Annotated in this window: 23 protein-coding genes; 12 read left to right on the top strand and 11 right to left on the bottom strand. The window is 53.4% G+C overall.

Features of this window, described 5'->3' with window-relative positions; all coding sequences use genetic code 11:
• Positions 1 to 83: 83 nt before the first annotated feature.
• From pstC to SGR01S_RS18530, 7 genes are all read left to right on the top strand, one after another.
• Positions 84 to 1,040: a phosphate ABC transporter permease PstC gene (gene pstC / locus SGR01S_RS18560; RefSeq protein WP_037421236.1), complete on the top strand. Its 957-nt coding sequence runs from the start codon at positions 84 to 86 to the stop codon at positions 1,038 to 1,040.
• A 10-nt stretch (positions 1,041 to 1,050) separates the two neighbouring features.
• The gene (gene pstA, locus SGR01S_RS18555) at positions 1,051 to 1,932 is read left to right on the top strand and encodes a phosphate ABC transporter permease PstA (protein WP_370452820.1); all 882 of its coding nucleotides are present in this window, start codon (positions 1,051 to 1,053) and stop codon (positions 1,930 to 1,932) included.
• A 54-nt stretch (positions 1,933 to 1,986) separates the two neighbouring features.
• On the top strand, positions 1,987 to 2,757 hold the full coding sequence (gene pstB, locus SGR01S_RS18550; protein ID WP_369804765.1) for a phosphate ABC transporter ATP-binding protein PstB: 771 nt from the start codon (positions 1,987 to 1,989) through the stop codon (positions 2,755 to 2,757).
• Positions 2,758 to 2,768: 11 nt separating this feature from the next.
• On the top strand, positions 2,769 to 3,503 hold the full coding sequence (gene phoU / locus SGR01S_RS18545) for a phosphate signaling complex protein PhoU (RefSeq protein ID WP_037421229.1): 735 nt from the start codon (positions 2,769 to 2,771) through the stop codon (positions 3,501 to 3,503).
• A 168-nt stretch (positions 3,504 to 3,671) separates the two neighbouring features.
• Positions 3,672 to 4,511 carry an ABC transporter substrate-binding protein gene (locus SGR01S_RS18540; RefSeq protein WP_061808245.1) on the top strand — a complete coding sequence of 280 codons (840 nt, stop codon included), beginning with the start codon at positions 3,672 to 3,674 and terminating at the stop codon, positions 4,509 to 4,511.
• A 78-nt stretch (positions 4,512 to 4,589) separates the two neighbouring features.
• Complete coding sequence (locus SGR01S_RS18535; RefSeq protein WP_037421224.1) at positions 4,590 to 5,303, top strand: amino acid ABC transporter permease; 714 nt, start codon at positions 4,590 to 4,592, stop codon at positions 5,301 to 5,303.
• A 1-nt stretch (position 5,304) separates the two neighbouring features.
• Entirely contained in the window at positions 5,305 to 6,045 is a 741-nt protein-coding gene (locus tag SGR01S_RS18530; RefSeq protein ID WP_061808244.1) for an amino acid ABC transporter permease, read from the top strand.
• On the opposite strand, the gene yieH is transcribed toward SGR01S_RS18530, so the two are convergent.
• Complete coding sequence (yieH, locus tag SGR01S_RS18525) at positions 6,042 to 6,710, bottom strand: 6-phosphogluconate phosphatase (RefSeq protein ID WP_061808243.1); 669 nt, start codon at positions 6,708 to 6,710, stop codon at positions 6,042 to 6,044. The genes SGR01S_RS18530 and yieH overlap by 4 nt on opposite strands.
• 224 nt (positions 6,711 to 6,934) lie before the next feature.
• Here yieH and SGR01S_RS18520 point away from each other — a divergent pair, with 224 nt between their 5' ends.
• The gene (locus SGR01S_RS18520) at positions 6,935 to 8,272 is read left to right on the top strand and encodes an NCS2 family permease (RefSeq protein WP_061808242.1); all 1,338 of its coding nucleotides are present in this window, start codon (positions 6,935 to 6,937) and stop codon (positions 8,270 to 8,272) included.
• 191 nt (positions 8,273 to 8,463) lie between these two features.
• Here the strand turns inward: SGR01S_RS18520 and SGR01S_RS18515 are convergent, their stop codons facing one another.
• The 10 genes from SGR01S_RS18515 to rpmH all read right to left on the bottom strand — a co-directional run bounded on the left by SGR01S_RS18515 (position 8,464) and on the right by rpmH (position 17,411).
• The gene (locus tag SGR01S_RS18515) at positions 8,464 to 9,516 is read right to left on the bottom strand and encodes an alpha/beta hydrolase (RefSeq protein WP_061808241.1); all 1,053 of its coding nucleotides are present in this window, start codon (positions 9,514 to 9,516) and stop codon (positions 8,464 to 8,466) included.
• Between the two features lie 93 nt (positions 9,517 to 9,609).
• Positions 9,610 to 10,176, bottom strand: coding sequence for an NADPH-dependent FMN reductase (locus tag SGR01S_RS18510; protein ID WP_037421212.1), 567 nt, complete (start codon positions 10,174 to 10,176; stop codon positions 9,610 to 9,612).
• A gap of 174 nt (positions 10,177 to 10,350) precedes the next feature.
• Positions 10,351 to 11,076, bottom strand: coding sequence for a 4'-phosphopantetheinyl transferase family protein (locus SGR01S_RS18505; RefSeq protein ID WP_061808240.1), 726 nt, complete (start codon positions 11,074 to 11,076; stop codon positions 10,351 to 10,353).
• 96 nt (positions 11,077 to 11,172) lie between these two features.
• A complete protein-coding gene (locus SGR01S_RS18500) occupies positions 11,173 to 12,486 on the bottom strand; it encodes a lysine N(6)-hydroxylase/L-ornithine N(5)-oxygenase family protein (RefSeq protein WP_061808239.1) in 1,314 nt (437 codons plus the stop codon).
• Between the two features lie 120 nt (positions 12,487 to 12,606).
• A complete protein-coding gene (locus SGR01S_RS18495; protein ID WP_037421204.1) occupies positions 12,607 to 13,407 on the bottom strand; it encodes an MBL fold metallo-hydrolase in 801 nt (266 codons plus the stop codon).
• A 158-nt stretch (positions 13,408 to 13,565) separates the two neighbouring features.
• Positions 13,566 to 14,930: a tRNA uridine-5-carboxymethylaminomethyl(34) synthesis GTPase MnmE gene (gene mnmE, locus SGR01S_RS18490; RefSeq protein WP_061808238.1), complete on the bottom strand. Its 1,365-nt coding sequence runs from the start codon at positions 14,928 to 14,930 to the stop codon at positions 13,566 to 13,568.
• Positions 14,931 to 15,031: 101 nt separating this feature from the next.
• Positions 15,032 to 16,669 (bottom strand): membrane protein insertase YidC, encoded by a 1,638-nt coding sequence (gene yidC / locus SGR01S_RS18485; protein WP_061808237.1) that lies wholly within the window; start codon positions 16,667 to 16,669, stop codon positions 15,032 to 15,034.
• 2 nt (positions 16,670 to 16,671) lie between these two features.
• Positions 16,672 to 16,929, bottom strand: a complete 258-nt coding sequence (yidD, locus tag SGR01S_RS23900; RefSeq protein WP_012004505.1) for a membrane protein insertion efficiency factor YidD — start codon at positions 16,927 to 16,929, stop codon at positions 16,672 to 16,674.
• A complete protein-coding gene (gene rnpA / locus SGR01S_RS23895; protein ID WP_025123954.1) occupies positions 16,893 to 17,252 on the bottom strand; it encodes a ribonuclease P protein component in 360 nt (119 codons plus the stop codon). Before rnpA ends, yidD begins: the two co-directional genes overlap by 37 nt.
• 18 nt (positions 17,253 to 17,270) lie before the next feature.
• Entirely contained in the window at positions 17,271 to 17,411 is a 141-nt protein-coding gene (gene rpmH, locus SGR01S_RS18475; RefSeq protein WP_003849659.1) for a 50S ribosomal protein L34, read from the bottom strand.
• Positions 17,412 to 18,093: 682 nt separating this feature from the next.
• On the opposite strand from rpmH, the gene dnaA reads away from it, so the two are divergent.
• The 4 genes from dnaA (at position 18,094) to gyrB (ending at position 24,270) form a co-directional block, all read left to right on the top strand.
• Complete coding sequence (dnaA, locus tag SGR01S_RS18470) at positions 18,094 to 19,485, top strand: chromosomal replication initiator protein DnaA (protein WP_037421193.1); 1,392 nt, start codon at positions 18,094 to 18,096, stop codon at positions 19,483 to 19,485.
• Positions 19,486 to 19,489: 4 nt separating this feature from the next.
• On the top strand, positions 19,490 to 20,590 hold the full coding sequence (gene dnaN, locus SGR01S_RS18465; protein WP_037421192.1) for a DNA polymerase III subunit beta: 1,101 nt from the start codon (positions 19,490 to 19,492) through the stop codon (positions 20,588 to 20,590).
• 161 nt (positions 20,591 to 20,751) lie between these two features.
• Complete coding sequence (recF, locus tag SGR01S_RS18460; protein ID WP_061808236.1) at positions 20,752 to 21,837, top strand: DNA replication/repair protein RecF; 1,086 nt, start codon at positions 20,752 to 20,754, stop codon at positions 21,835 to 21,837.
• 18 nt (positions 21,838 to 21,855) lie between these two features.
• Complete coding sequence (gyrB, locus tag SGR01S_RS18455; protein WP_037421188.1) at positions 21,856 to 24,270, top strand: DNA topoisomerase (ATP-hydrolyzing) subunit B; 2,415 nt, start codon at positions 21,856 to 21,858, stop codon at positions 24,268 to 24,270.
• The last annotated feature ends 51 nt before the right edge of the window (positions 24,271 to 24,321 follow it).

The following is a 24,321-nucleotide window of genomic DNA, read 5'->3' as shown; positions in this document are numbered from 1 at the left end:
GGGCGCGTGTTTAAGCGCGCCCCACTCAGTTTTCAGGGTCTAACCCATGTTGGGCCTGCCAGGGTTAAAACAGAGAGTGATCTATGGCTGAGTACAAGCCGACCATTAAAGCACCGAGTAAAAATGGTGACGTTATCTTCAGCGCGCTGGTAAAACTGGCAGCGCTGATTACCCTATTGTTGCTGGGCGGCATTATTGTTTCACTGATCTTTGCCTCCTGGCCGAGCATGCAGAAATTCGGCTTCTCCTTCCTGTGGACCAAAGAGTGGGATGCACCTGCTGAGCAATTCGGTGCACTGGTGCCCATCTACGGTACTGTCGTCACCTCGCTGATTGCTCTGATTATCGCCGTGCCTGTCAGCTTTGGTATTGCGTTGTTCCTGACCGAGCTGGCACCTAACTGGTTGAGACGCCCGCTGGGTATCGCCATTGAATTGCTGGCGGCAATCCCGAGTATTGTGTACGGCATGTGGGGCCTGTTTGTGTTTGCCCCGCTGTTTGCCAAATATTTCCAGACCCCGGTCGGCGACGTGCTGTCGGGTATTCCTATTGTCGGTGAGCTGTTCTCTGGCCCGGCATTTGGTATCGGTATTCTGGCTGCTGGGGTGATCCTGGCGATTATGATTATTCCTTACATCGCCGCGGTTATGCGCGACGTGTTCGAACAAACCCCAGTGATGATGAAAGAATCGGCCTACGGCATCGGCTGCACAACCTGGGAAGTGATCTGGCGTATCGTGCTGCCATTTACCAAGAATGGTGTGATTGGTGGCGTGATGCTCGGCTTGGGCCGTGCGCTGGGTGAAACCATGGCGGTGACCTTTATCATCGGTAATACCTACCAGCTCGACAGTGCTTCACTGTATATGCCGGGTAACAGTATCACCTCGGCACTGGCCAACGAATTCGCTGAAGCAGAATCAGGGGTGCACACCGCAGCGCTGATGGAGCTGGGGCTGATCCTGTTTGTTATCACCTTTATCGTCCTGGCGCTGTCGAAGTTGATGGTGATGCGTCTGGCCAAGAATGAGGGACGCTAACGTGGCGACTATGGAAATGCAAAACGACCAGGCGCTGTTAGAAAGCCGCCGCAAAATGCAGGCATGGCGCCGTCAGAAGAACCGGCTGGCGCTGTTCATGTCGATGGCGACCATGGTCTTTGGCCTGTTCTGGCTGGTGTGGATCCTGTTCTCTACCGTCACCAAAGGCATTGATGGCATGTCGCTGGCGTTGTTCACCGAAATGACGCCGCCACCGAACACTGCGGGCGGTGGTCTGGCTAACGCCATCGCCGGTAGCGGTCTGCTGATCCTGTGGGCTACCGTGTTTGGTACGCCGTTGGGCATTATGGCTGGCATTTACCTGGCGGAATACGGCCGTAAATCCTGGCTGGCAGAAGTTATCCGCTTTATTAACGACATTCTGTTATCAGCACCGTCGATCGTTGTGGGCCTGTTCGTGTACACCATCGTGGTGGCGAAGATGCAGCACTTCTCCGGCTGGGCTGGGATTATCGCGCTGGCGTTGTTGCAGGTGCCGATCGTGATTCGAACCACCGAGAATATGCTGAAGTTGGTACCGGATACGCTGCGTGAGGCCGCTTACGCGCTGGGTACACCGAAATGGCGCATGATTTCTGCCATCACGTTGAAAGCGTCGGTATCTGGCATCATCACCGGCGTGTTGCTGGCGATAGCGCGTATTGCCGGGGAAACAGCACCATTGCTGTTTACCTCGCTGTCGAATCAGTTCTGGAGCACAGACCTGATGCAGCCGATCGCCAACTTACCGGTGACTATTTTCAAATTCGCCATGAGCCCGTTTGCCGAATGGCAAGAACTGGCCTGGGCAGGGGTACTGTTGATTACCCTGTGTGTACTGCTACTGAATATCTTGGCCCGTGTGGTTTTCGCCAAGCAAAAGCATTCATAAAATTTTGAGCGCTGCCATGGCGGCGCTGATGAAAAGAGAGAAGTCTTGATGAGTATGGTTACTGACGCTTCCAGCAGCAAAATTCAGGTACGCGATCTGAACTTCTACTATGGCAAATTCCATGCGCTGAAAAACATCACGCTGGATATCGCCAAGAACAAGGTCACCGCGTTTATCGGTCCGTCCGGCTGCGGCAAATCTACCCTGCTGCGCACCTTCAACAAGATGTATCAGTTGTACCCCGAGCAGCGTGCTGAAGGCGGCATTCTGCTGGATGGGCAAAATATTCTGACGGATAACTCGGATATCGCCTTGCTGCGTGCCAAGGTTGGCATGGTGTTCCAGAAACCGACGCCGTTCCCGATGTCGATTTACGACAATATCGCCTTTGGTGTGCGTCTGTTTGAAAAACTATCTCGCGCCGATATGGATGAGCGTGTGCAGTGGGCCTTGACCAAGGCAGCGTTGTGGAACGAGACCAAGGACAAACTGCACCAGAGCGGTTATAGCCTGTCAGGCGGGCAACAGCAGCGCCTGTGTATCGCCCGCGGCATCGCTATTCGTCCGGACGTTTTATTGCTGGATGAGCCCTGCTCGGCACTGGATCCGATTTCCACCGGTAAAATCGAAGAGCTGATCAGCGAACTGAAGTCTGACTACACCGTGGTGATCGTAACTCACAATATGCAGCAGGCCGCGCGTTGTTCTGACTCCACGGCATTTATGTATCTGGGCGAACTGATCGAGTTCAGTGATACTGACACCCTGTTCACCGCGCCACAGAAAAAACAGACCGAAGACTACATCACTGGCCGTTATGGTTGATAGGATGCATCATGGATAACCTGAATTTAAATAAACATATTTCCGGCCAGTTTAACGCAGAACTTGAGCACATCCGCACCCAGGTATTGACCATGGGTGGGCTGGTGGAACAGCAACTGACCGATGCCATTACCGCGATGCACAATCAGGACGGTGAGCTGGCCAAACGCGTGATCGAAGGTGACGCCAAGGTCAATATGATGGAAGTGGCGATCGACGAAGCCTGCGTGCGGATTATTGCCAAACGCCAGCCGACCGCCAGCGACTTGCGTTTGGTAATGGCGATCATCAAAACCATTTCTGAACTGGAGCGTATCGGTGATGTGGCAGACAAAATCTGTCGCACAGCACTGGAGAAATTCTCGCACCAGCACCAGCCGCTGTTGGTCAGCCTGGAGTCGCTGGGCCGCCACACCGTGCAGATGTTGCATGATGTGCTGGATGCCTTTGCTCGTATGGATCTGGATGAAGCGATCCGAATTTATCGCGAAGACAGAAAAGTCGATCAGGAATACGAAGGCATTGTGCGTCAGTTAATGACCTACATGATGGAAGACACACGCACTATTCCAAGCGTGTTGACTGCCTTGTTCTGCGCACGTTCTATCGAGCGTATCGGTGATCGTTGCCAGAATATTTGCGAATTCATCTTCTACTTCGTAAAAGGCCAGGACTTCCGCCATATTGGTGGTGATGCTCTGGAAAAACTGTTGTCCTCCGACGGTAAAGAAGAGAAAAAAGAGTAATTCTTCCCACGAGTTACCCCTTAAAGGCGCAGGAAACTGCGCCTTTATGCTGTTTAAAGCCCTTAAATACAAAATGGTTATAAATATAGCTTTTTATATTATTTCCTGACCTAAGTGGGTCTTGCTAGCTTAGCAACCAGCAGGACATCAACCCCTTAGGAGCTTCCCATGAAACATCGCGTTTTGGCCTTAACTTTGTTAGCCAGCCTGACTAGCCTCGCTACCGGTGCCGCACATGCGGACAAACTCGACGACATCAAGAAAGCCGGTGTAGTGCGTATCGCGGTGTTCGACAGTAATCCACCATTCGGTTATATCGATCCGCAAACTAAAAAGCTGGTGGGTTATGACGTTGATGTGGCTGATGCGATCGGTAAAGCGCTGGGTGTAAAGGTGGAACTGCGAGCAACCAATCCAGCTAACCGCATTCCTTTATTGGTCTCGAAAAAAGTCGATTTGATTGCTGCCAACTTTACCATTACTGATGAGCGTGCGAAGGAAGTGAACTTCAGCGTGCCCTATTTCGCGACAGGCCAAAAATTTATTGCCCATAAAGGCGTGTTGAAAACCCCGGAAGATATCAAAAAACTGCGCATCGGCGCAGACAAGGGGACAGTGCAGGAAATCACTCTGCGTGAGCATTATCCGACGGCCAAAGTGATCTCTTACGATGACACTCCGCTGGCGTTCGTAGCACTGCGTAACGGCAACGTGCAGGCGATCACCCAAGATGACGCCAAGCTGGTCGGCTTGCTCGGTAACCTGCCGGCAGCGCAGAAAGCGGACTTCGAAATATCGCCGTTCAGCATCACCAAAGAATATCAAGGGGTGGGGATCCCTAAAGGTGAAGATCGCCTGACTGCCACTGTCAACGACACGCTGATCGCGCTGGAAAAAGACGGTGAGGCGGTGAAAATTTACGATCGCTGGTTCGGCCCGGAAACCAAATCGGCCCAGCCGCGCGGTGATTTTAAAATCGCGCCTTTGGATCAACAGCCAAAGGCCTGATTCTGGCGGGGCTGAGATCTGTTTGTAGGGGCGCAGCGTGCTGCGCCCCTGACGCATTTTGTAAGACAAGGATTGACCATGAATCTGGACTGGCTGCTGGCGCCGCAATACCTAAGCTGGCTGTGGCAGGGGTTTCTGTTGACGCTATGGCTTTCTGCCTGTGCGAGCCTGGCCGCCACGTTGTTGGGCTTTTTACTGACTACGATGCGTGACAGCCACCTGCGTCCGTTGCGATGGCTGGCGATGGGCTACAGTTCGTTATTTCGCAATACACCGCTGCTGGTACAGCTCTTTTTCTGGTATTTCGCCGCCGGGCAGATCCTGCCTTCAGCCACCATGCAATGGCTTAACACTTCACATCAAATTGGTCCGCTTGAGTGGCCGTCGTTTGAGTTTCTTGCCGGTTTCTTTGGCCTGACATTGTATTCCAGCGCCTTTATCGCCGAAGAGATCCGCTCCGGTATTCGTGGTGTTGCCAGTGGGCAAAAATATGCGGCCAATGCCCTGGGATTAACTGGCTGGCAGGCCATGCGCCATGTGGTGCTGCCGCAGGCACTGAAAATCGCCATGCCTCCGCTGCTGGGCCAGTATATGAACGTGATAAAGAACTCCTCATTGACGATGGCGATCGGCGTGGCTGAATTGTCTTATGCTTCGCGTCAGGTGGAAACCGAGACACTGCGTACCTTCCAGGCATTTGGTGTGGCAACGGTGCTGTATATCGCCATCATTGCGTTGCTGGAAGGCTGGGGAATGTGGCGACAGCAACGCAAGCCGCTGAGGGGGCATTAAAATGGATTTCAGCATTATTCATGACAACCTGAGCTATTTGCTGTGGGGAACCTGGCCTGACGGGCCGTTGGGTGGTGCGGCGCTGACGCTGGCGATCAGCCTGATGGCTGGTGTGGCCTCGGCCATTCTCGGTACGTTGCTGGGCGTGGCACTGGCAATGTCGCGCGGTGTGGCGGCTGGCTTACTGGCGGCGGTGTTGGGTTTCTTTCGCGCCATTCCGGTGATCATGCTGATTTTCTGGACCTATTTTTTATTGCCGATGGTGTTTGGCGTCGATATCCCGGAAATCACCACCGTGGTATGCGCACTTGCGTTGATCGCCTCCGCGTATTTGGCCCATGCGGTGAAGGCCGGCATCGTCGCTATCGGTGCAGGGCAGTGGCAAGCCGGTTTGTCGTTAGGGCTGACCCGTTGGCAAACGCTGCGTATGATCGTACTCCCGCAGGCGCTGCGCATGATGGTGCCGTCGTTTATCAACCAATGGATTTCGTTGATCAAAGACACCTCCCTGGCTTATATCGTCGGTGTCGGAGAACTGACTTTCCTGGCAACCCAGGTTAATAACCGCAGTATGGTGTACCCGATGGAGGTGTTCTTGTTTGTCGCATTGGTGTACTTCGTGTTTTGTCTGGCGTTGGATCTGCTGGCCAATGCGGTCAACCGCCGCTTTAGCCCGCAGACCCGAGCGCTGAAACGTTCATGGCGCTGGTGGCGTAATAAACCGCCGCTACCGGCCAGTTAATCTGCAGTTAGCTGCCAACCTCGTTCACGCCACAGCGTGGGCAGCTGCGTCAGATCGTCGAATGCGGTAACCAATGGGTGATTGATCGGCTTATTGTGCGGATCGGCGCAGAAGTAAAATACCGGGATCCCGGCGGCGATCCCGGCCTGGGCGCCAGCGGCGGAGTCGTCCACCAGGATGCAACGTTCTACGGGCACCTGCATTTTTTCTGCCGCGTGGAATACGATTGCCGGGTCTGGTTTCCAGCGCTGGATGTCATAGCCACTGAACAACCGGTCATCAAAATAGTGCAGCATGTCGGTCAGACCGAGCGAGTGCTGCATTTTGCTGACCGGGCCGTTAGACACGGTACATATTGGTACTGTCACCTGTGCCAGTAGCTCGCGCGCACCGGCAATCTGTTGCAGTTCGCTGTCAAACAGACGGGCGACTTCCTGGCGGTATAAAGGCTCCAATTCTTCCTTTGCTAAGACGACGCCGTGCTCCGCATTAACCTGTTCGATGATTTCGTACAGTTTCACCCCTTTGTATTTTTTGAACACCTCATCCAGTGAAAGATGAATACCGTAGTGAGCAAACATGTGCACATAGGCTTTGCTGCACAGCACTTCGCTATCCACCAGCGTGCCGTCACAATCAAACAAAATACAGTCAACCTGGTTCATCAGCGTCAGTGTCCTTCAGTTAAGCGGCGATACTGCCACTTTAACCGCATCGGCCAAGATTGCGATCTCTGAATCTCGATTTGCCTATCAATTTCAGTAAATACAATCTGTTGAGGCATATAGCCGTAAAGACGGCGAAAAAAACCTGTGAGCGGCGTCAAAACCCCTACATTTTGTTATAGGATAGCCGGCGACTGTCCATTCCCTTCTTCGGAATTCTGATAATGAGCAAACCAGTATCTGGCCTTGACGTTGAGCAAGGCTTGCTTGGGCGTGTGTTTAAACTCAAGCAACATGGAACCACGGCGCGTACGGAAACGATTGCCGGTATTACTACCTTTTTGACCATGGTGTATATCGTGTTCGTTAACCCCCAAATTCTGGGCGCGGCGGGCATGGATACGCAGGCAGTGTTTGTAACGACCTGCCTGATTGCCGCTTTCGGCAGTATTTTGATGGGCTTGTTAGCAAACCTGCCGGTTGCGCTGGCACCAGCGATGGGCCTCAATGCGTTCTTCGCCTTTGTGGTTGTGGGCGCAATGGGCATTTCATGGCAGGTTGGCATGGGCGCCATTTTCTGGGGCGCGGTCGGTTTATTGTTGCTGACCATTTTCCGTATCCGCTATTGGATGATTGCCAACATTCCCATGAGCCTGCGGGTGGGGATTACCAGTGGTATCGGTCTGTTTATCGGCATGATGGGACTAAAAAATGCCGGTATCGTGGTGGCTAACCCGGACACGTTAGTGACCATCGGCAGTCTGACCTCGCATAACGTACTGCTGGGTGCGCTGGGTTTCTTTATCATCGCTGTGCTGTCCTCGCGTAACTTCCACGCGGCGGTATTGGTTTCTATCGTGGTGACTACCCTGATCGGTTGGGCATTGGGCGACGTGAAATACGGCGGCCTGTTCTCTATGCCACCGAACATTACTTCTGTCGTGGGTCAGGTTGACCTGACGGGCGCGCTGAACATTGGTCTGGCTGGGGTGATTTTCTCCTTCATGCTGGTGAACCTGTTCGACTCCTCCGGTACGTTGATCGGTGTGACTGATAAGGCCGGGCTGACTGATGACAAAGGCAAGTTCCCGCGGATGAAGCAGGCTCTGTATGTCGACAGTATCAGCTCGGTAGCCGGCTCGTTTGTCGGCACGTCTTCCGTTACTGCCTACATTGAGAGTTCTGCCGGGGTTTCTGTCGGTGGCCGTACCGGCCTGACTGCCGTGGTTACTGGCATTCTGTTCTTGTTGGTGATTTTCCTGTCGCCGTTGGCGGGTATGGTACCGGCTTATGCTGCCGCTGGTGCGTTGATTTACGTTGGCGTGTTGATGACATCCAGCCTGGCACGAGTGAAGTGGGATGACCTGACCGAAGCCGTACCGGCGTTTGTGACGGCGGTGATGATGCCGTTCAGTTTTTCTATCACCGAAGGTATCGCGCTCGGCTTTATTTCGTACTGTGTGATGAAGTTGGGTACCGGTCGCTGGCGTGAAATCAGCCCATGCGTGGTGGTTGTCGCGCTGCTGTTTGTGCTGAAGATTGTCTTTGTCGACGGTCACTGATACGCAAGAAAGGGGCCGACAAATGTCGGCCCTCAGACTACTGATAAAGCCCGTTATTAGGGAGAGCGTGCCGAAGGGGGCGTAGCGGCTTGCCCGCCGGAGTGCCCCTCGGTGCGCTAGGCCCGGGTATCTCGGATTCAAAGACAACTTTGTCATCAAACTCAGGGCCGACATTTGTCGGCCCTGTAATCTTAGGCTCCCGGCGTTGCGTCGGGTGCCTGATGCAACATCCACTGTAACGGCCGTTTGAAACGCGCCTGCCAGCCTGCATCTGGGTTCTCTCCCTGTGCAAAATGCAGTGCCTCAACCTGATTATCCTCGCTGAACAGATTGGCAAAGTGCATTGCCAGCGCTTGATCGCTAAATTTTTGCCGATCGTAATACGCCACAACCATCCGCTTATTTTTTGCCAGAGATTGCTGTGCCTGTTTAATCCCGCCGTGAGGAGCGATTAACAACGCGCCAGCATACAGCTGCGGATACTTGGCCAACAGATTGGCGGCATGCAGCGCTCCCTGACCACGAGCGGTCAGGTAGACCTGCTGTGGGTTGAGTTTTAATTCTGCTATTAGCGGTTGCAGAGCTTGTTGAATGGCGCTCTGGGTGCTCTCGTCACTGTAATTTGACCAGCGGAAACTGTTTTCCGACAGCATCTGAGTGCCATTCACTTCTATATAGGCGACGCCCATTTCACTAAATAACACGCGCTCTTCGGGGGAGATACCTGCACTCTTACCATAGGCGTGCAGGTATACCACCGTTGGCCAGCCTCCAGGTGGCGGCTCGCCATCCGGGATAGCGTAGCTGGCTTTGCCCTCGAACCAATGAGCATGCTGTATATAACGGGCTTTGGTAACGGCCAAGATTGACTGATAGGTGCTGCCGTGCTGAATGCTATTGAAGGCGTCATCCTCCAGCAGGTTGTAGTAATACCATAACCCGCGATCGGCGCTCAGTTGCAGATAACGTTCCGCCAGTTCGGTTTGGCCTTTTTCCGCTGAGGAAGCCGCCAACTGGTAGGGGGCCCAGATGTTGCGCCCGTCTTCTCGCATAAGCGTCAGATATAACGACATGGCCGCAATTTTTTTATCTTCCTGGCTCTGAGTTGTACGCGGCAGTTGAGCATTCAGTGGGCTATGTACCGGTAGCTCGATGGGCTCTTCTCCGGCGGGGTAACGCATTTCTGTGGCTAATAGTGGTCTGGTGATGAAAGCCAGTAATATGGCTAAAATGAAAAAATACATAATGTTATGACTTTATTTTTAATGGGTTGGCAATGGTTCTCTCATTAGAGTGACGCCCTCGTTCGCTTTTCTGTTGAAGGCGTCAAAAAGCAGTTACTTCACGCGGCGGATATAATCGCTGAACGCAGACAGTTGGCCGGTCAGGAAATCCAGCGTGCCTTGATCGATCAATTCACCCGTCTGCGCATCCACTTTATTTTGGATCACGCCACCCATAAATTCCGGCTTATTCATCACCATAGCATCGAGGAACACCAGAATTTGGCGCAGGTGATACTGGCAGCGTGCTCCGCCAATCGGTCCCATGGAACTGGTCTGAATGGCCACTGGTTTACCGGCTAATGGTTGATTTGGCAGGCGAGAAAGCCAGTCGATAGCGTTTTTTAATCCGCCCGGTACCGAATAGTTATATTCCGGGGTTACGATGATCACACCGTCAGCTTGGCGAATTTGCTCGGCAATGGCTTCCACCGTAGCAGGGAAACCCTCTTCCTGTTGCATATCGGCATCGTATAACGGGATATCACGGATTGAAGGCAGCGCTTCGATGGTGACGCCTTGCGGCGCAAGGCCTGGCAGGGCATGCGCAACCATGGCGTTGTATGAGCCTTTGCGCAGGCTACCGAGCAGAGTGACGATTTTTAATGCTTGGTCTGACATGGTGATTCTCCCTTTCGAATGAACAGATTCAGCTTAGAACACCTGAAGATAGTAGGGCAAAGCGTGCGGAGAGAATAGACGATTGCTGAATATTTAGCTGACTTTACATTTTTATGCAGAAATTTATGCGTTAAAGAAAGTTTTATCTTAGTTTTTGCGCCAGAGCCGCCGTTTTTAACCAGGCGTTGCCAGGCTGGTCAGCTTGACGAAGCGAGTTGAAGTGGCTGGGCTGCGCGGTGATATCTCGCCGTCTTTTTGCAGGCCTTGCTGTTCTGTATATTGCCAGCACATCAAACGTTCCAGGCCGGGAGTGCGGGCACAGGCCCAGCTCAGGTACTCATCGGCATCGCTCATCACATGGACGTCAGGTGTGGTGCTGGAACGCAGGTGGCCGGAAAACGGATGCAGACGTAGAGTTGATTGCCCGCTGTTGCCCTGACCGGAAAGCTTCAACACACTCTGGCGGATGCTCCACAGTTGGGTTTCCGCCTCCAGTCGATCGTATTGCGCGCTTATCCAGGCGCTTTCAGCCGGCGTAAGGTATTGGTACTGAAGTTGTTTATGTTGTCCGCCACGTGCACGCATCACTTCAATATCCAGGCCAACCTTGCCTTCTTCGCTGAGTAAGACACCCACCGTATTACTGGCATAGGCCAGACTGAAGTCGGGCAGATGATTGTCGACAAAACAAGGACGTCCGGTAGGGGTTGTGGCAATAGTGGGGAGTGTTGGTAGCCCGTAAAGATAAAACATCATTTCTGCGAGCAGGATACGCCCTTGCAGGAATCGCTGACGGCGTTTAACGGAAAAAGCAGTGGTTGCAGCAATCACGTCGGTGGAGAGGCGACGGGTATCCAATACGGTGGATGTGGGGATCCATCGGGCAAAATGACACGCCATTATTCACTCCATGACAGAGGGGTCGCTGAAAACGCAGGAGGATTAGATTAAGCATAAGTCTAGGATTTATCATTAAAAAACAGTATGCGTTTTATCCTATTTGTTGGACTTTGTAATATCGTTGTCTGGAGGGGCGTCGCTCCACCATTGGATCATCGATGCGTTCGGCGTCAAATCAAAATGGGGTTTGCCGAGTAGATGATTGAGAATGCGGGCAGAGCGCCAAGCCATCAGGCTAAGGCCCCCTTCGGCACTGCCGTGACTATGTATACCGGCATTCACCGCATAAATGCGATTCTGTTCAGGTCCTTGCCACTCAAGGTTAAAATCCGGTAGCAGTGGCAAGTGTTGCTGGTCGTCGAAAGGTATGCGCGGTAACAGTGGCTTTAGGTAGGATGGGAGTGAAGGGCGGTAACCTGTTGCTAAAATGACGACGTCGGCGTGAAATCCTTCCTGGCGATTCTCCAAACCGTGGCGGGTTCGTAATTGATAGCCTCTGTCCGTTGGTTCGATTGCCAGCAGCGTACGGTGCGGTAAAAGACGTACATTACGCGGCTGATGCATGACGTCGAAACGCATGTACAACTCACGGTACAGCGTACGCAGCGTATGATTACTGATACCGTCCGCAGGTAACTTCTGAGCCTTTATCTCGCGTTCACGAATATCCTGCGGCAGAGTATAAAAATAGTCGACGTATTCCGGGGTGAAATATTCATTGGTAAAGGCGGACTCGTCCAGCGGTTGGAAGTTAGGGCGACGGGAAATCCAGTCTAGCTGTGCTGTTTCTCCCCAATGGCCGCGTAGCGCGTTCAGGAAAATATCTGCACCACTTTGGCCTCCTCCGACAATGGTTACGCGTTTGCCCCTAAGGTCCGGATTACGAATGGCGATTTCGGCAGCATGCAGGCAGTTTTCTCCCAGCATCGGATAAAACTCCGCCGGTAACCAAGGGGCGTGACCGGTACCCAGGCAAATATTCTTCGCCCACAAAGTCTGGTTGATAGTGCGCACCTCGAACAGCTGCTTGTCATCGTCAAAATCAATACTTTCAACCGACTGTGAAAACTGTAGTCCATCTAATCTATCGCAGGCCCAACTCAAGTAGTCGGAGAACTCTTCACGGCTGATAATTTGCTGTTCGGTGATCAAAAATCGATAAATTTTTTTCTGCTCGACCAGATAGTTGATAAAGGAGAATTGGCTACGGGGTGTTACCGCCGTAACCAGGTCCTGCAGTACATAGGTCTGCATATAGGCGGAAGGCAGTAGCATACCGGGATGCCAGCGGAAGCTGGCGTTTCGATCGAGAAAAGTGTAATTGATGTCACCACTTTCATAGGCCAGCGCGGCCAGGCTGAGATTGAAGGGGCCAAGGCCGACACCCAGTAAATCCAGTGGTTCATTCATTTTTTCTTATCTCTCCCGACAAAAATGGCTGAGATAAGCTTAGGTGAATTTTGGCAAGGTGGGGGGATCTGGACCTTGTTCAATCGTTCGGCGGGGAAAACCAATGTACTTGTTGGCGTATTATTCCAGAACGAAAGTGTCTCCCGTTGCCGGTGATATCATCTCCGGTAGCCACAGCCGCCCCCAGGTACCGGTACAATGGCAGCCCATGAGTTTTTCTGGCTTTTGCTGATTCAGAAACTGTCGAGCCTGCCATATCCGGCGCGGCGATGCACAGCGCAGATGGAATCCGCCGATCAACGCATGGATCTTACTGACCCCGGTGATCTTTTGGCAGTGACGCACGATGTTAATGATCCCGCGATGCCCACAGCCGGTAATAATCACCAGCCCGCGTTCGGACTTATAAATCAGCACGCCTTCGTCGATAACATAATCCACCGCCTCAGTTTTGCCACCGATCACGCCATAGGCCTTCGGTTTGGCAACCGTGATCTCTCCTGACCACATAAAGCGTTCGCTGATCTGCAGTGGCTGACGGCTGTACTCCATGCGATGGCGCGAGTAATCAATATCCAGCGACAGTTTTTTTATTTTTTGGGTGCGGCCAAGTAGCTTCATGGCTGCGTAGCGCTCGTCGGCGATTTGCGGATGGCAGATGATACGGCTGTTATCGGGTAACCAGGGGACGCCACCGCAGTGGTCATAATGGCCATGTGACAGCACGGTGGCGGTTATTCGGGACAGGTCGATGCCCATCAGCGTCGCGTTATGCAGAAAACTGCCGTCAGGGCCGGTATCGAATAAAACCAAGTCGGTTTCATCCTGAATCAACAGGCTTAACCCGGCTTTAGCCTGCAATGATTTGTCCACGCTGGCGGCGCGTCGGTTTTCCAGCAACACTCTGAGGGTTAATGCCATGCCTGCTCTTTCCTGAGAGGGGATACTTTGCCGCTCAGTATATCGCGTTGGCTCTGAAGGGTGCTGTGACCGGCCGCTCAGGCATCAATCACCGAGAGCAAGTAAAATAATTTACCCGCTCTGGTGGTGAAAAATCAGCCCTGGGCCGTATTTTTGGCTTACTTACCGATACAGAAGCTGGAGAAAATACGTCCCAGCAGATCATCGGAGGTAAACTCACCGGTGATTTCACTCAGCGCTTGCTGTGCCAGACGCAATTCTTCGGCCAGCAGCTCCCCCGCGTAAGCGCTCACTAACTGTTCTTTGCCCTCAACCAGATGCTGGGCTGCTTGCTCAAGTGCCTGCAGGTGACGACGGCGTGCCAGGAAGCCGCCTTCCATATTACTGGTGAAGCCCATACTCTGCTTAAGATGATCACGCAGCAGATCGATACCTTCGCCGGTACGCGCCGACAGGCGAATAAGTGAGTGGCCATTTACTTCGGTCATACCCAGCGTCTCACCGGTGATATCGGCTTTATTACGTACTACGGTGATGGGCAGGCTGTGTGGCAGACGCGCCATAAATTCTGGCCAAATCTCTGTCGGTTCGGTAGCCGCGGTGGTGGTACCGTCGACCATAAACAGTACACGGTCCGCCTGTTCGATCTCGTTCCATGCACGTTCGATACCGATACGTTCAACTTCGTCACTGGCTTCACGCAGGCCTGCGGTGTCTATGATATGCAGTGGCATACCGTCGATGTGAATATGTTCACGCAATACATCGCGAGTGGTGCCAGCGATATCGGTGACGATCGCGGCTTCACGGCCGGCTAATGCGTTCAGCAGGCTGGATTTTCCGGCGTTTGGTCGCCCAGCGATGACCACTTTCATCCCTTCACGCAGAAGGCTACCTTGACGCGCCTCGGCACGCACGCTGTCCAGATCGGCCATGACACCGTTGAGTTGCGCTTCGATTTTACCGTCAGACAAGAAGTCGATTTCTTCATCAGGGAAGTCGATCGCTGCTTCCACATAGATTCGCAAGTGAGTGAGTGCTTCCACAAGCTGGTGGATACGGGTAGAGAATGCCCCTTGCAACGAGTTCATTGCGGAACGTGCCGCTTGCTCTGAACTGGCGTCGATCAAGTCGGCAATCGCCTCCGCTTGCGCCAGATCGAGCTTGTCGTTGAGGAATGCGCGCTCGGAGAACTCACCGGGCCGTGCGATGCGCACATCGGGCAACGCCAGCACACGTTTGAGTAGCAGATCGAGGATAACCGGCCCACCGTGGCCTTGCAGTTCCAGCACGTCTTCACCGGTAAACGAATTGGGGCCTGGGAACCACAACGCAATACCCTGATCCAAAGTAGCACCATCGGCATCACGGAATGGCAGGTAATCGGCGTAACGCGGCTTGGGCAGTTTGCCGAGCAGCGCTTGGGCGACGTCTTTGGCGCCACGGCCGGAAATGCGCAAAATGCCGACGCCGCCGCGTCCCGGCGGGGTGGCTTGGGCTACGATGGTATCGGTAGTGCTCATAATGATTCTCTCTGACAATTCAATATGCAAAAAGGCGGTCTTAATGACCGCCTCTTCTCTATCGCAGCAAGGGTTCAGCGTGCCGAACCCTTACACTACGCTTAGGTCTTTTTCTTGTCGCGGCTGTGTAAGCCACGTTTTTCCAGGCCGCGGTAAATCAACTGCTGCTGGAGGATGGTCACCAGGTTACTGACGATGTAGTACAGCACCAGACCAGACGGGAACCACAGGAAGAACACTGTGAAGATCACCGGCATAAAGGTCATGATTTTTTGCTGCATCGGGTCAGTCACGGTGGTCGGCGACATCTTCTGGATGAAGAACATCGTCACGCCCATCAGGATTGGCAAGATGTAGTACGGGTCTTGCGCTGACAGGTCATGGATCCACAGGGCGAACGGCGCATGGCGCAGCTCAACGGAACCCATCAACATGTAGTACAGCGCCAGGAAGATTGGCATCTGGATAACCAGCGGCAGACAACCTCCCAACGGGTTCACTTTCTCAGACTTGTACAGCGCCATCATTTCTTGGCTCATGCGCTGTTTGTCATCACCAATACGCTCACGCATCGCCTGCAGTTTTGGTTGCAGCATGCGCATTTTCGCCATCGAGGTGTACTGCGCTTTGGTCAGCGGGTACATGATGCCACGCACGATGAAGGTGATGATGATAATTGAGAAGCCCCAGTTACCGATAAAGCCGTGGATGAACTTCAGCAGTTTGAACAGCGGCTGGGAGATGAACCACAACCAACCGTAATCCACGGTCAGATCCAGATGCGGTGCCAGTTGGGCCATCTGATCTTGCAGTTCTGGGCCAACCCACAGGGTCGCATTCAGCTGTTGTTGCGCACCAGGCTGTACCACTACCGGCGTAGATTTGAAGCCGATGGTAGACAGGTTATCGCCAGGCTTGGCGGTATAGAAGGTGTTGCTACCCTGCGTTGCCGGTACCCAGGCAGTGGCGAAGTACTGTTGCAGCATCGCAACCCAACCGCCTTGCGTGGTGACACTCAGGTTCTCGTCCTTATCGAACGCATACTTCTGATATTTGTCATCGCTGGATGAATACGCCGCACCACGGAAGGTGTGCAGAGCGAAGTTGTTGCTGCCGGTGTCGCGGTGCTTAGGCAGCTCAGTCGTCTGCTTCAGTTGGCCGAACAGGGTCAGTTCCAGCGGAGTTGTGCCTTTGTTGTCAACGTTGTAGTCAACGCCAACTGCGTAATGGTTACGCTTGAGCACGAAAGTCTTGGTGTAGATCGCACCGTCTTTACCGGTAAAGGTCAGCGGAATGCGCAACTCATCCTGGCCTTCTGGCAGGGTATAGCTGTCCTGCGCCGCCTGGAACAGAGGACGTTCGCCGTTTGCCGGGTTATCCGGACCGTTTCTGCCGGTCAGGCCGCTTTGCGCCTGATAAACAAATGACGGTGTTGTTTCCAGCAACTGGAATGGCGTCGATGAACCCAGAGTGTCCGGGTAGGCCAACAGTTTAGCCTGCTCGATATCACCACCACGGGTGTTGATGGTCAGCGACAGCACGTCAGTGTTAACGGTAATCAGTTTACCCAGGCCACTGGCTGGAACTGCTGAGCTTGCGGCATCACCGGTAGCAGTGTTCGAAGTCTGTTGCGTGGTCTGAGCGACTGGTTGCGGAGCATTGTCCGTTTGCCAGGCTTGCCAGATCATGAAAGACACGAACAGCAGAGCGATGAGGAGAAGATTGCGTTGCGAATCCATCGTTAGTGTTCTCTGTTATCGTCGGGTTTCGGCGGCACGGGATCATCGCCACCTGGGTTCAAAGGGTGGCATTTTAATACGCGTTTCAATGCTAACCAACTGCCTTTTATCATGCCAAACCTGCTTAATGCCTCAATTGCGTAATGAGAGCATGTCGGCTGGAAGCGACAACGAGGCCCAAGCAGCGGACTGATGACGAGCTGGTAAGCTCGCACCAGCCCGATCAGGATGCGGGAGCCTGGCGACAGTGGCGACGCCATAATTTTTCCAAAGCTTCCGTCAGCGCGCGGTTATCCAAATCCGCTATCCCTTTTTTGGCCACTACGACAAAATCCATCGCCGGTAACTCGTGCTGAAGTAAACGGAAGCTTTCGCGGGTTAGGCGTTTTATCCGATTGCGTTCATGCGCGCGTTTGACGTGTTTTTTGGCGACAGTAAGACCGATGCGGGGATGCCCCAGCTGGTTCAGGCGGCCGAGGATGGTGATTTGCGGCGTGCCAGCCCGTTGTGGCTGCTGGAAGACGAAAGTGAAGTGAGTGGGAGTTAACAAACGTAACTCCCTGGGAAAAGCGAGCTTAACCACTCAGCGGGTTAGCTTTTATTACTTAGAAACAGTCAGACGAGAACGGCCTTTCGCACGACGGCGGGCCAGAACTTGACGACCATTTTTGGTGGCCATACGAGCACGGAAACCGTGGCTACGGTTACGCTTCAATACGGACGGTTGGAAAGTGCGTTTCATGGCGATTTCTACCTAAACTTAAAATAATTACTGATCAGTAAACGCGTTTGGCTACTCGGCGTGAAGACGACCGACGCCTCAATCGCAATATATAAAGAGGCGGGATTGTAATAATTGTACAGTCCTGAGTCAATTCACATTGCGCTAGCCTACCTGGTTGTCTGCCAATACGGAGTAAAATCCGGTCTTGGCCCGTGGTCACCGCAGAATCCTGTCCGGTTAATGACTCACCATTAAGGAACCAGGTACACACGTAGGGCGAAGATTATACGGACTCAGGGGTAAATCGCAAGGATCCCGATGCGATCCTTATAGCGAAAACCCAGGATCCGGCGTGGATAACAGGGTATAACCGGTTGACAATGTAAAAAATACCGTTACTCACACGGGATTTTGCCTGCAATTTAGCGTGACTGGTGAAAAGATCGCCGCAGGCCGGGGCCTGTGGATAAAATGGATCTAATCTGTGATGAAGGGGAGGATCTCTTGCGCGGATTGCGCTATGATCCGTCATTCCGATCGCGATCTCTCAAGCGGGGATCGTGAGGGACATAAACCGTGAAAGGCGGTTCGCATCCCCCACAGGCAAACTGCCGATGCCGGGTATGTGTCAAAAATCATGAGTTATAAAAAAGTAGCCTGATTCTTTTCTTTTATTGATCTTGTTCGAGTGGAGTCCGCCGTGTCACTTTCGCTTTGGCAGCAGTGTCTTGCCCGATTGCAGGATGAGTTACCTGCCACAGAATTTAGTATGTGGATACGCCCATTGCAGGCGGAACTGAGTGACAACACCCTGGCGCTTTATGCGCCCAATCGTTTTGTGCTGGATTGGGTTCGCGATAAGTACTTAAACAATATCAATGGCCTGTTGAATGATTTCTGCGGTACGGATGCCCCATTGTTGCGTTTTGAAGTGGGCAGCAAACCGCTTTCCCAAATCATCAGCCAAACTGTCACCGCCAGTGTTAGCGCCCCGAGTGCACCCGTGGTACGCGTTGCTGCGCCTACCCGGCCAAGCTGGGACAACGCGGCGCCGCAGCCAGAGCTTTCTTACCGTTCCAACGTTAACCCAAAGCATACCTTTGATAACTTTGTTGAAGGTAAATCCAACCAGTTGGCGCGCGCGGCGGCTCGCCAGGTAGCGGATAACCCAGGTGGTGCTTATAACCCGTTGTTCCTTTATGGTGGCACCGGCCTGGGTAAAACTCACCTGTTGCACGCGGTGGGCAACGGCATCATGGCGCGCAAAGCTAACGCCAAAGTGGTCTACATGCACTCTGAACGCTTTGTGCAAGACATGGTCAAAGCGTTGCAGAACAATGCCATTGAAGAATTTAAGCGTTATTACCGTTCGGTCGATGCACTGCTGATCGATGACATCCAATTTTTTGCCAACAAAGAGCGTTCGCAGGAAGAGTTCTTCCATACCTTTAACGCCCTGTTAGAAGGCAATCAGCAGATTATCCTGACTTCGGACCGTTATCCTAAAGAGATTAACGGGGTGGAAGATCGCCTGAAATCCCGCTTCGGTTGGGGATTAACGGTTGCCATCGAACCGCCGGAGCTGGAAACCCGCGTAGCGATCCTGATGAAAAAGGCTGACGAGAACAATATCCGTCTGCCAGGCGAAGTGGCGTTCTTTATCGCCAAGCGCCTGCGTTCCAACGTGCGTGAGCTCGAAGGGGCGTTAAACCGCGTGATCGCCAACGCAAACTTTACCGGACGTGCCATTACCATTGATTTCGTGCGTGAAGCGCTGCGCGATCTGCTGGCACTGCAAGAAAAGTTGGTCACCATCGATAATATTCAAAAGACGGTGGCGGAATACTATAAAATTAAAATCGCAGATTTGTTGTCCAAGCGGCGCTCGCGTTCCGTTGCTCGTCCACGCCAAATGGCGATGGCCTTAGCGAAAGAACTCACCAACCACAGCCTGCCAGAAATCGGCGATGCGTTTGGTGGCCGCGACCATACCACGGTGTTGCACGCCTGCCGGAAGATCGAGCAGTTGCGTGAGGAAAGTCACGACATCAAAGAAGATTTCTCCAATTTAATCAGAACATTATCTTCCTAGCGCTATGAAATTTATCGTTGAACGTGAGCATCTGCTAAAACCGCTGCAACAGGTGAGCAGCCCGCTGGGCGGCCGCCCAACGCTGCCAATTCTGGGTAACCTGCTGTTGCAGGTGACGGAAGGCTGCCTGCTGTTGACCGGCACCGATCTGGAGATGGAGATGGTGGCGCGCGTTGCCCTGTCCCAACCTCATGAGGCGGGCGCGACTACCGTCCCCGCGCGTAAATTATTTGATATCTGCCGTGGCTTGCCTGAAGGGGCCGAGATCACTGTGACGTTGGAAGGCGAGCGTATGCTGGTGCGTTCTGGTCGCAGTCGTTTTTCTCTTTCTACGTTGCCGGCGGCAGATTTCCCGAACCTGGACGACTGGCAGAGCGAAGTTGAATTTTCTCTGCCGCAGGCGACCCTTAAGCGCCTGATCGAAGCCACGCAGTTCTCGATGGCTCATCAGGACGTGCGCTACTACTTAAACGGCATGCTGTTCGAAACCGAAGGTGAAGAATTGCGTACCGTGGCGACCGATGGACACCGTCTGGCGGTGTGTTCGATGCCTATCGGCCAGCAATTACCGTCGCATTCGGTGATCGTGCCGCGTAAAGGGGTAATGGAACTGGTGCGTCTGCTGGACGGTGGCGATACGCTACTGCAATTGCAGATCGGCAGTAACAACATCCGTGCGCACGTGGGTGATTTTATCTTCACCTCCAAGCTGGTTGACGGTCGTTTCCCTGATTATCGTCGCGTATTGCCGAAGAACCCGGACAAAACGCTGGAAGCCGGTTGTGACTTGCTTAAGCAGGCCTTTGCCCGTGCGGCCATTTTGTCGAACGAAAAGTTCCGCGGTGTGCGCCTGTATGTCAGCCAAAACCAACTCAAGATCACCGCCAACAACCCTGAACAGGAAGAAGCGGAAGAGATCCTCGACGTCAGCTACGACGGCACTGAGATGGAAATTGGGTTCAACGTCAGCTATGTGCTGGATGTATTGAATGCACTCAAGTGTGAAGATGTGCGCTTGTTGTTGACTGATTCGGTCTCCAGCGTGCAGATCGAAGACGGTGCCAGTAAGTCTGCCGCCTATGTCGTCATGCCAATGCGTTTGTGATCGATATCCGGGCTATCTTGCTTGCCATTTTACGCTTGGGCAGTGCTCGCAATCCTCACGTACTCTGTGTACGCTCCGGTTGCTGTGCGCTGTCCATACGTAAACTGCCGGCGCTGATAACGCCCTCGCATTGAGCGTAATTTCCCGGTGATGGATTTGGCATGGCATTAACGCGTTTACTGATTAAAGATTTCCGCAATATTGAATCGGCGGATTTGGCACTGGCGCCGGGGTTCAATTTCCTGGTGGGTGCCAATGGCAGCGGAAAGACCAGCGTGCTTGAGGCGGTGTATACCCTCGGTCACGGGCGGGCATTTCGTAGCCTGCAGGCGGGGCGCGTGATTCGTCACGACCAGCCGGAATTCATTTTGCACGGCCGCATTGACGGTGCAGAGCGTGAAATATCCGTAGGATTAAGCAAGAGCCGTCAGGGGGACAGCAAGGTACGTATCGATGGCAGTGACGGTCACAAAGTGGCTGAACTGGCGCAGTTATTGCCGATGCAACTGATTACCCCCGAAGGTTTTACCCTGCTAAACGGCGGGCCGAAATTCCGGCGCGCCTTCCTGGACTGGGGTTGTTTTCATAACGAACCCGGTTTTTTCACCGCCTGGAGCAACCTGAAACGGTTACTGAAGCAGCGCAATGCCGCGCTGCGCCAGGTCAGTCGCTATGCGCAGATCCGTGCCTGGGATCAGGAATTGATCCCCTTGGCCGAGCGTATCAGTGAGTGGCGGGCAGCTTACAGCGACGCGATTGCCGCGGATATTACCGCGACATGCGCGCAGTTTTTGCCCGAATTTGCCCTGAGTTTCTCTTTCCAGCGTGGCTGGGACAAAGAGAGTGACTACGGAGAGCTACTGGAGCGCCAGTTTGAGCGCGACAGGGCGTTAACCTATACCGCGGTGGGGCCGCATAAAGCGGACTTTCGCATACGTGCCGACGGCACGCCGGTAGAGGATTTGTTATCGCGCGGTCAGCTTAAGTTGCTGATGTGCGCGTTGCGCTTAGCGCAGGGTGAGTTTCTCACCCGGCAGAGCGGGCGGCGTTGCCTGTATCTGATTGATGATTTTGCCTCCGAGCTGGACACCGGCCGTCGCCGGTTGCTGGCCGATCGCCTGAAAGCCACCCAGGCCCAGGTCTTTGTCAGTGCTGTTAGCGCTGAACAAGTGACCGACATGGCCGGTGAAAAGGGCAAGATGTTCCGCGTGGAACAAGGTAAAATAGAGGTTCAACCACAGGACTAAAATGAGCGAGAAACGTTGATGTCGAATTCTTATGACTCCTCAAGTATCAAGGTATTAAAAGGGCTGGACGCGGTGCGTAAGCGCCCGGGCATGTATATCGGCGACACCGATGATGGCACCGGTCTGCACCACATGGTATTCGAGGTTGTGGACAACGCTATCGACGAAGCACTCGCTGGCCACTGTAGTGACATTCAGGTGACTATCCATGCCGACAACTCTGTTTCGGTTCAGGATGACGGCCGTGGTATCCCGACCGGTATTCACGAAGAGGAAGGGGTTTCTGCGGCACAGGTGATCATGACTGTGCTGCATGCCGGCGGCAAATTTGATGACAACTCCTACAAGGTTTCCGGCGGTCTGCACGGTGTAGGCGTATCGGTTGTTAACGCCTTGTCCGAGAAGCTGGAACTGGTTATCCGTCGTGAAGGCAAGGTACACGAGCAAACCTATGCGATGGGCGAGCCACTGGCACCGCTGAAAGTGGTCGGTGAAACCGATCTGACCGGTACCACAGTGCGTTTCTGGCCGAGCTACGAAACCTTCACCAATAATACTGAATTTGAGTACGACATTCTGGCCAAGCGCCTGCGCGAACTCTCATTCCTGAACTCTGGCGTGTCTATCCGCCTGAAAGACAAGCGCACCGACAAAGAAGACCACTTCCACTATGAAGGCGGTATCAAGGCGTTTGTTGAGTACCTGAACAAAAACAAAACCCCGATCCACCCGAACGTATTCTATTTCTCTACCGTGAAAGACGACATCGGTGTGGAAGTGGCGTTGCAGTGGAACGACGGTTTCCAGGAAAACATTTACTGCTTTACCAACAACATTCCACAGCGTGATGGTGGTACCCATCTGGTCGGTTTCCGTACCGCGATGACCCGTACCCTGAACAGCTACATGGATAAAGAAGGTTACAGCAAAAAGGCCAAGATCAGCGCTACCGGTGACGATGCGCGTGAAGGTCTGATTGCCGTTGTGTCAGTAAAAGTGCCGGATCCGAAGTTCTCTTCTCAGACCAAAGACAAGCTGGTTTCTTCCGAGGTGAAAACCGCGGTTGAAACGCTGATGAACGAGAAGCTGGTCGATTATCTGATGGAAAATCCGGGCGATGCGAAAATTGTCGTCGGTAAAATCATCGATGCGGCACGTGCCCGTGAAGCAGCGCGTAAAGCGCGTGAAATGACCCGTCGTAAAGGCGCATTGGATCTGGCCGGCTTGCCGGGCAAACTGGCGGACTGCCAGGAACGCGACCCGGCACTGTCTGAACTGTACCTGGTGGAAGGGGACTCAGCGGGCGGCTCTGCCAAGCAGGGGCGTAACCGTAAGAACCAGGCAATCTTGCCGTTGAAAGGTAAAATCCTCAACGTTGAGAAAGCCCGCTTCGACAAAATGCTGTCTTCGCAGGAAGTGGCGACGCTGATCACCGCGCTGGGCTGCGGCATTGGCCGTGATGAGTACAACCCAGACAAGCTGCGTTATCACAGCATCATCATCATGACCGATGCCGACGTCGATGGCTCGCACATCCGTACGCTGCTGTTGACCTTCTTCTACCGTCAGATGCCGGAAATCATTGAGCGCGGCCACGTGTTCATTGCCCAGCCGCCGCTGTACAAGGTGAAAAAAGGCAAGCAGGAGCAGTACATCAAAGATGACGAAGCGATGGATCAGTACCAAATCGCCATCGCGATGGACGGCGCAACCCTGCACACCAACGCCAGCGCCCCAGCGCTTGCCGGTGAGCCATTGGAAAAACTGGTTGCCGAGCACTACAGCGTGCAGAAGTTGATAGGTCGTATGGAGCGCCGCTACCCGCGTGCACTGCTGAACAACCTGATCTACCAGCCAACTTTGTTGGAAGACGATCTGAGCGATCAGGCCAAGGTTAAAACCTGGATTGATTCGCTGGTGAAATTGCTGAACGACAAAGAACAACACGGCAGCAGCTATGACTCGGTGATCTTTGAGAACCGTGAGCGCCAGATGTTTGAGCCGGTACTGCGCATCCGTACCCACGGTGTGGATACCGATTACGCGCTGGACTTCGACTTCATCCACGGTGGTGAATACCGCAAAATCTGCGTGCTGGGTGAGAAATTGCGTGGCCTGATCGAAGAAGATGCCTTCATTGAACGTGGTGAGCGTCGTCAACCTGTTGAAAGCTTCGAACAGGCATTGGAGTGGCTGGTGAAAGAGTCACGCCGTGGGCTGGCAGTACAGCGTTATAAAGGTCTGGGTGAAATGAACCCAGAGCAGCTGTGGGAAACCACGATGGATCCGGAAAGTCGCCGCATGCTGCGCGTGACCGTGAAAGACGCCATTGCCGCTGACCAATTGTTCACCACCCTGATGGGTGATGCGGTTGAACCTCGTCGTGCCTTTATCGAAGAAAATGCCCTGAAAGCGGCAAATATCGATATCTAACGCATTGATGGCTGTGAAAATCCGTGCCGGGCAACCCGCACGGATTTTTTT

The organism is Serratia grimesii NBRC 13537 (genome assembly GCF_001590905.1).
Taxonomy (GTDB): Bacteria; Pseudomonadota; Gammaproteobacteria; order Enterobacterales; family Enterobacteriaceae; genus Serratia; species Serratia grimesii.
The sequence above is the reverse complement of the archived record's forward strand: the minus strand, read 5'-3'. Positions and strand labels throughout refer to the sequence as shown.

What these genes read in the sequence shown, in the direction of transcription:
- pstC (WP_037421236.1), top strand. Translation starts at nt 84, where the DNA reads ATGGCTGAGTACAAGCCGACCATTAAAGCACCGAGTAAAAATGGTGAC.
- pstA (WP_370452820.1), top strand. Translation starts at nt 1,051, where the DNA reads ATGGAAATGCAAAACGACCAGGCGCTGTTAGAAAGCCGCCGCAAAATG.
- pstB (WP_369804765.1), top strand. Translation starts at nt 1,987, where the DNA reads ATGGTTACTGACGCTTCCAGCAGCAAAATTCAGGTACGCGATCTGAAC.
- phoU (WP_037421229.1), top strand. Translation starts at nt 2,769, where the DNA reads ATGGATAACCTGAATTTAAATAAACATATTTCCGGCCAGTTTAACGCA.
- SGR01S_RS18540 (WP_061808245.1), top strand. Translation starts at nt 3,672, where the DNA reads ATGAAACATCGCGTTTTGGCCTTAACTTTGTTAGCCAGCCTGACTAGC.
- SGR01S_RS18535 (WP_037421224.1), top strand. Translation starts at nt 4,590, where the DNA reads ATGAATCTGGACTGGCTGCTGGCGCCGCAATACCTAAGCTGGCTGTGG.
- SGR01S_RS18530 (WP_061808244.1), top strand. Translation starts at nt 5,305, where the DNA reads ATGGATTTCAGCATTATTCATGACAACCTGAGCTATTTGCTGTGGGGA.
- yieH (WP_061808243.1), bottom strand. Translation starts at nt 6,710, where the DNA reads ATGAACCAGGTTGACTGTATTTTGTTTGATTGTGACGGCACGCTGGTG.
- SGR01S_RS18520 (WP_061808242.1), top strand. Translation starts at nt 6,935, where the DNA reads ATGAGCAAACCAGTATCTGGCCTTGACGTTGAGCAAGGCTTGCTTGGG.
- SGR01S_RS18515 (WP_061808241.1), bottom strand. Translation starts at nt 9,516, where the DNA reads ATGTATTTTTTCATTTTAGCCATATTACTGGCTTTCATCACCAGACCA.
- SGR01S_RS18510 (WP_037421212.1), bottom strand. Translation starts at nt 10,176, where the DNA reads ATGTCAGACCAAGCATTAAAAATCGTCACTCTGCTCGGTAGCCTGCGC.
- SGR01S_RS18505 (WP_061808240.1), bottom strand. Translation starts at nt 11,076, where the DNA reads ATGGCGTGTCATTTTGCCCGATGGATCCCCACATCCACCGTATTGGAT.
- SGR01S_RS18500 (WP_061808239.1), bottom strand. Translation starts at nt 12,486, where the DNA reads ATGAATGAACCACTGGATTTACTGGGTGTCGGCCTTGGCCCCTTCAAT.
- SGR01S_RS18495 (WP_037421204.1), bottom strand. Translation starts at nt 13,407, where the DNA reads ATGGCATTAACCCTCAGAGTGTTGCTGGAAAACCGACGCGCCGCCAGC.
- mnmE (WP_061808238.1), bottom strand. Translation starts at nt 14,930, where the DNA reads ATGAGCACTACCGATACCATCGTAGCCCAAGCCACCCCGCCGGGACGC.
- yidC (WP_061808237.1), bottom strand. Translation starts at nt 16,669, where the DNA reads ATGGATTCGCAACGCAATCTTCTCCTCATCGCTCTGCTGTTCGTGTCT.
- yidD (WP_012004505.1), bottom strand. Translation starts at nt 16,929, where the DNA reads ATGGCGTCGCCACTGTCGCCAGGCTCCCGCATCCTGATCGGGCTGGTG.
- rpmH (WP_003849659.1), bottom strand. Translation starts at nt 17,411, where the DNA reads ATGAAACGCACTTTCCAACCGTCCGTATTGAAGCGTAACCGTAGCCAC.
- dnaN (WP_037421192.1), top strand. Translation starts at nt 19,490, where the DNA reads ATGAAATTTATCGTTGAACGTGAGCATCTGCTAAAACCGCTGCAACAG.
- recF (WP_061808236.1), top strand. Translation starts at nt 20,752, where the DNA reads ATGGCATTAACGCGTTTACTGATTAAAGATTTCCGCAATATTGAATCG.
- gyrB (WP_037421188.1), top strand. Translation starts at nt 21,856, where the DNA reads ATGTCGAATTCTTATGACTCCTCAAGTATCAAGGTATTAAAAGGGCTG.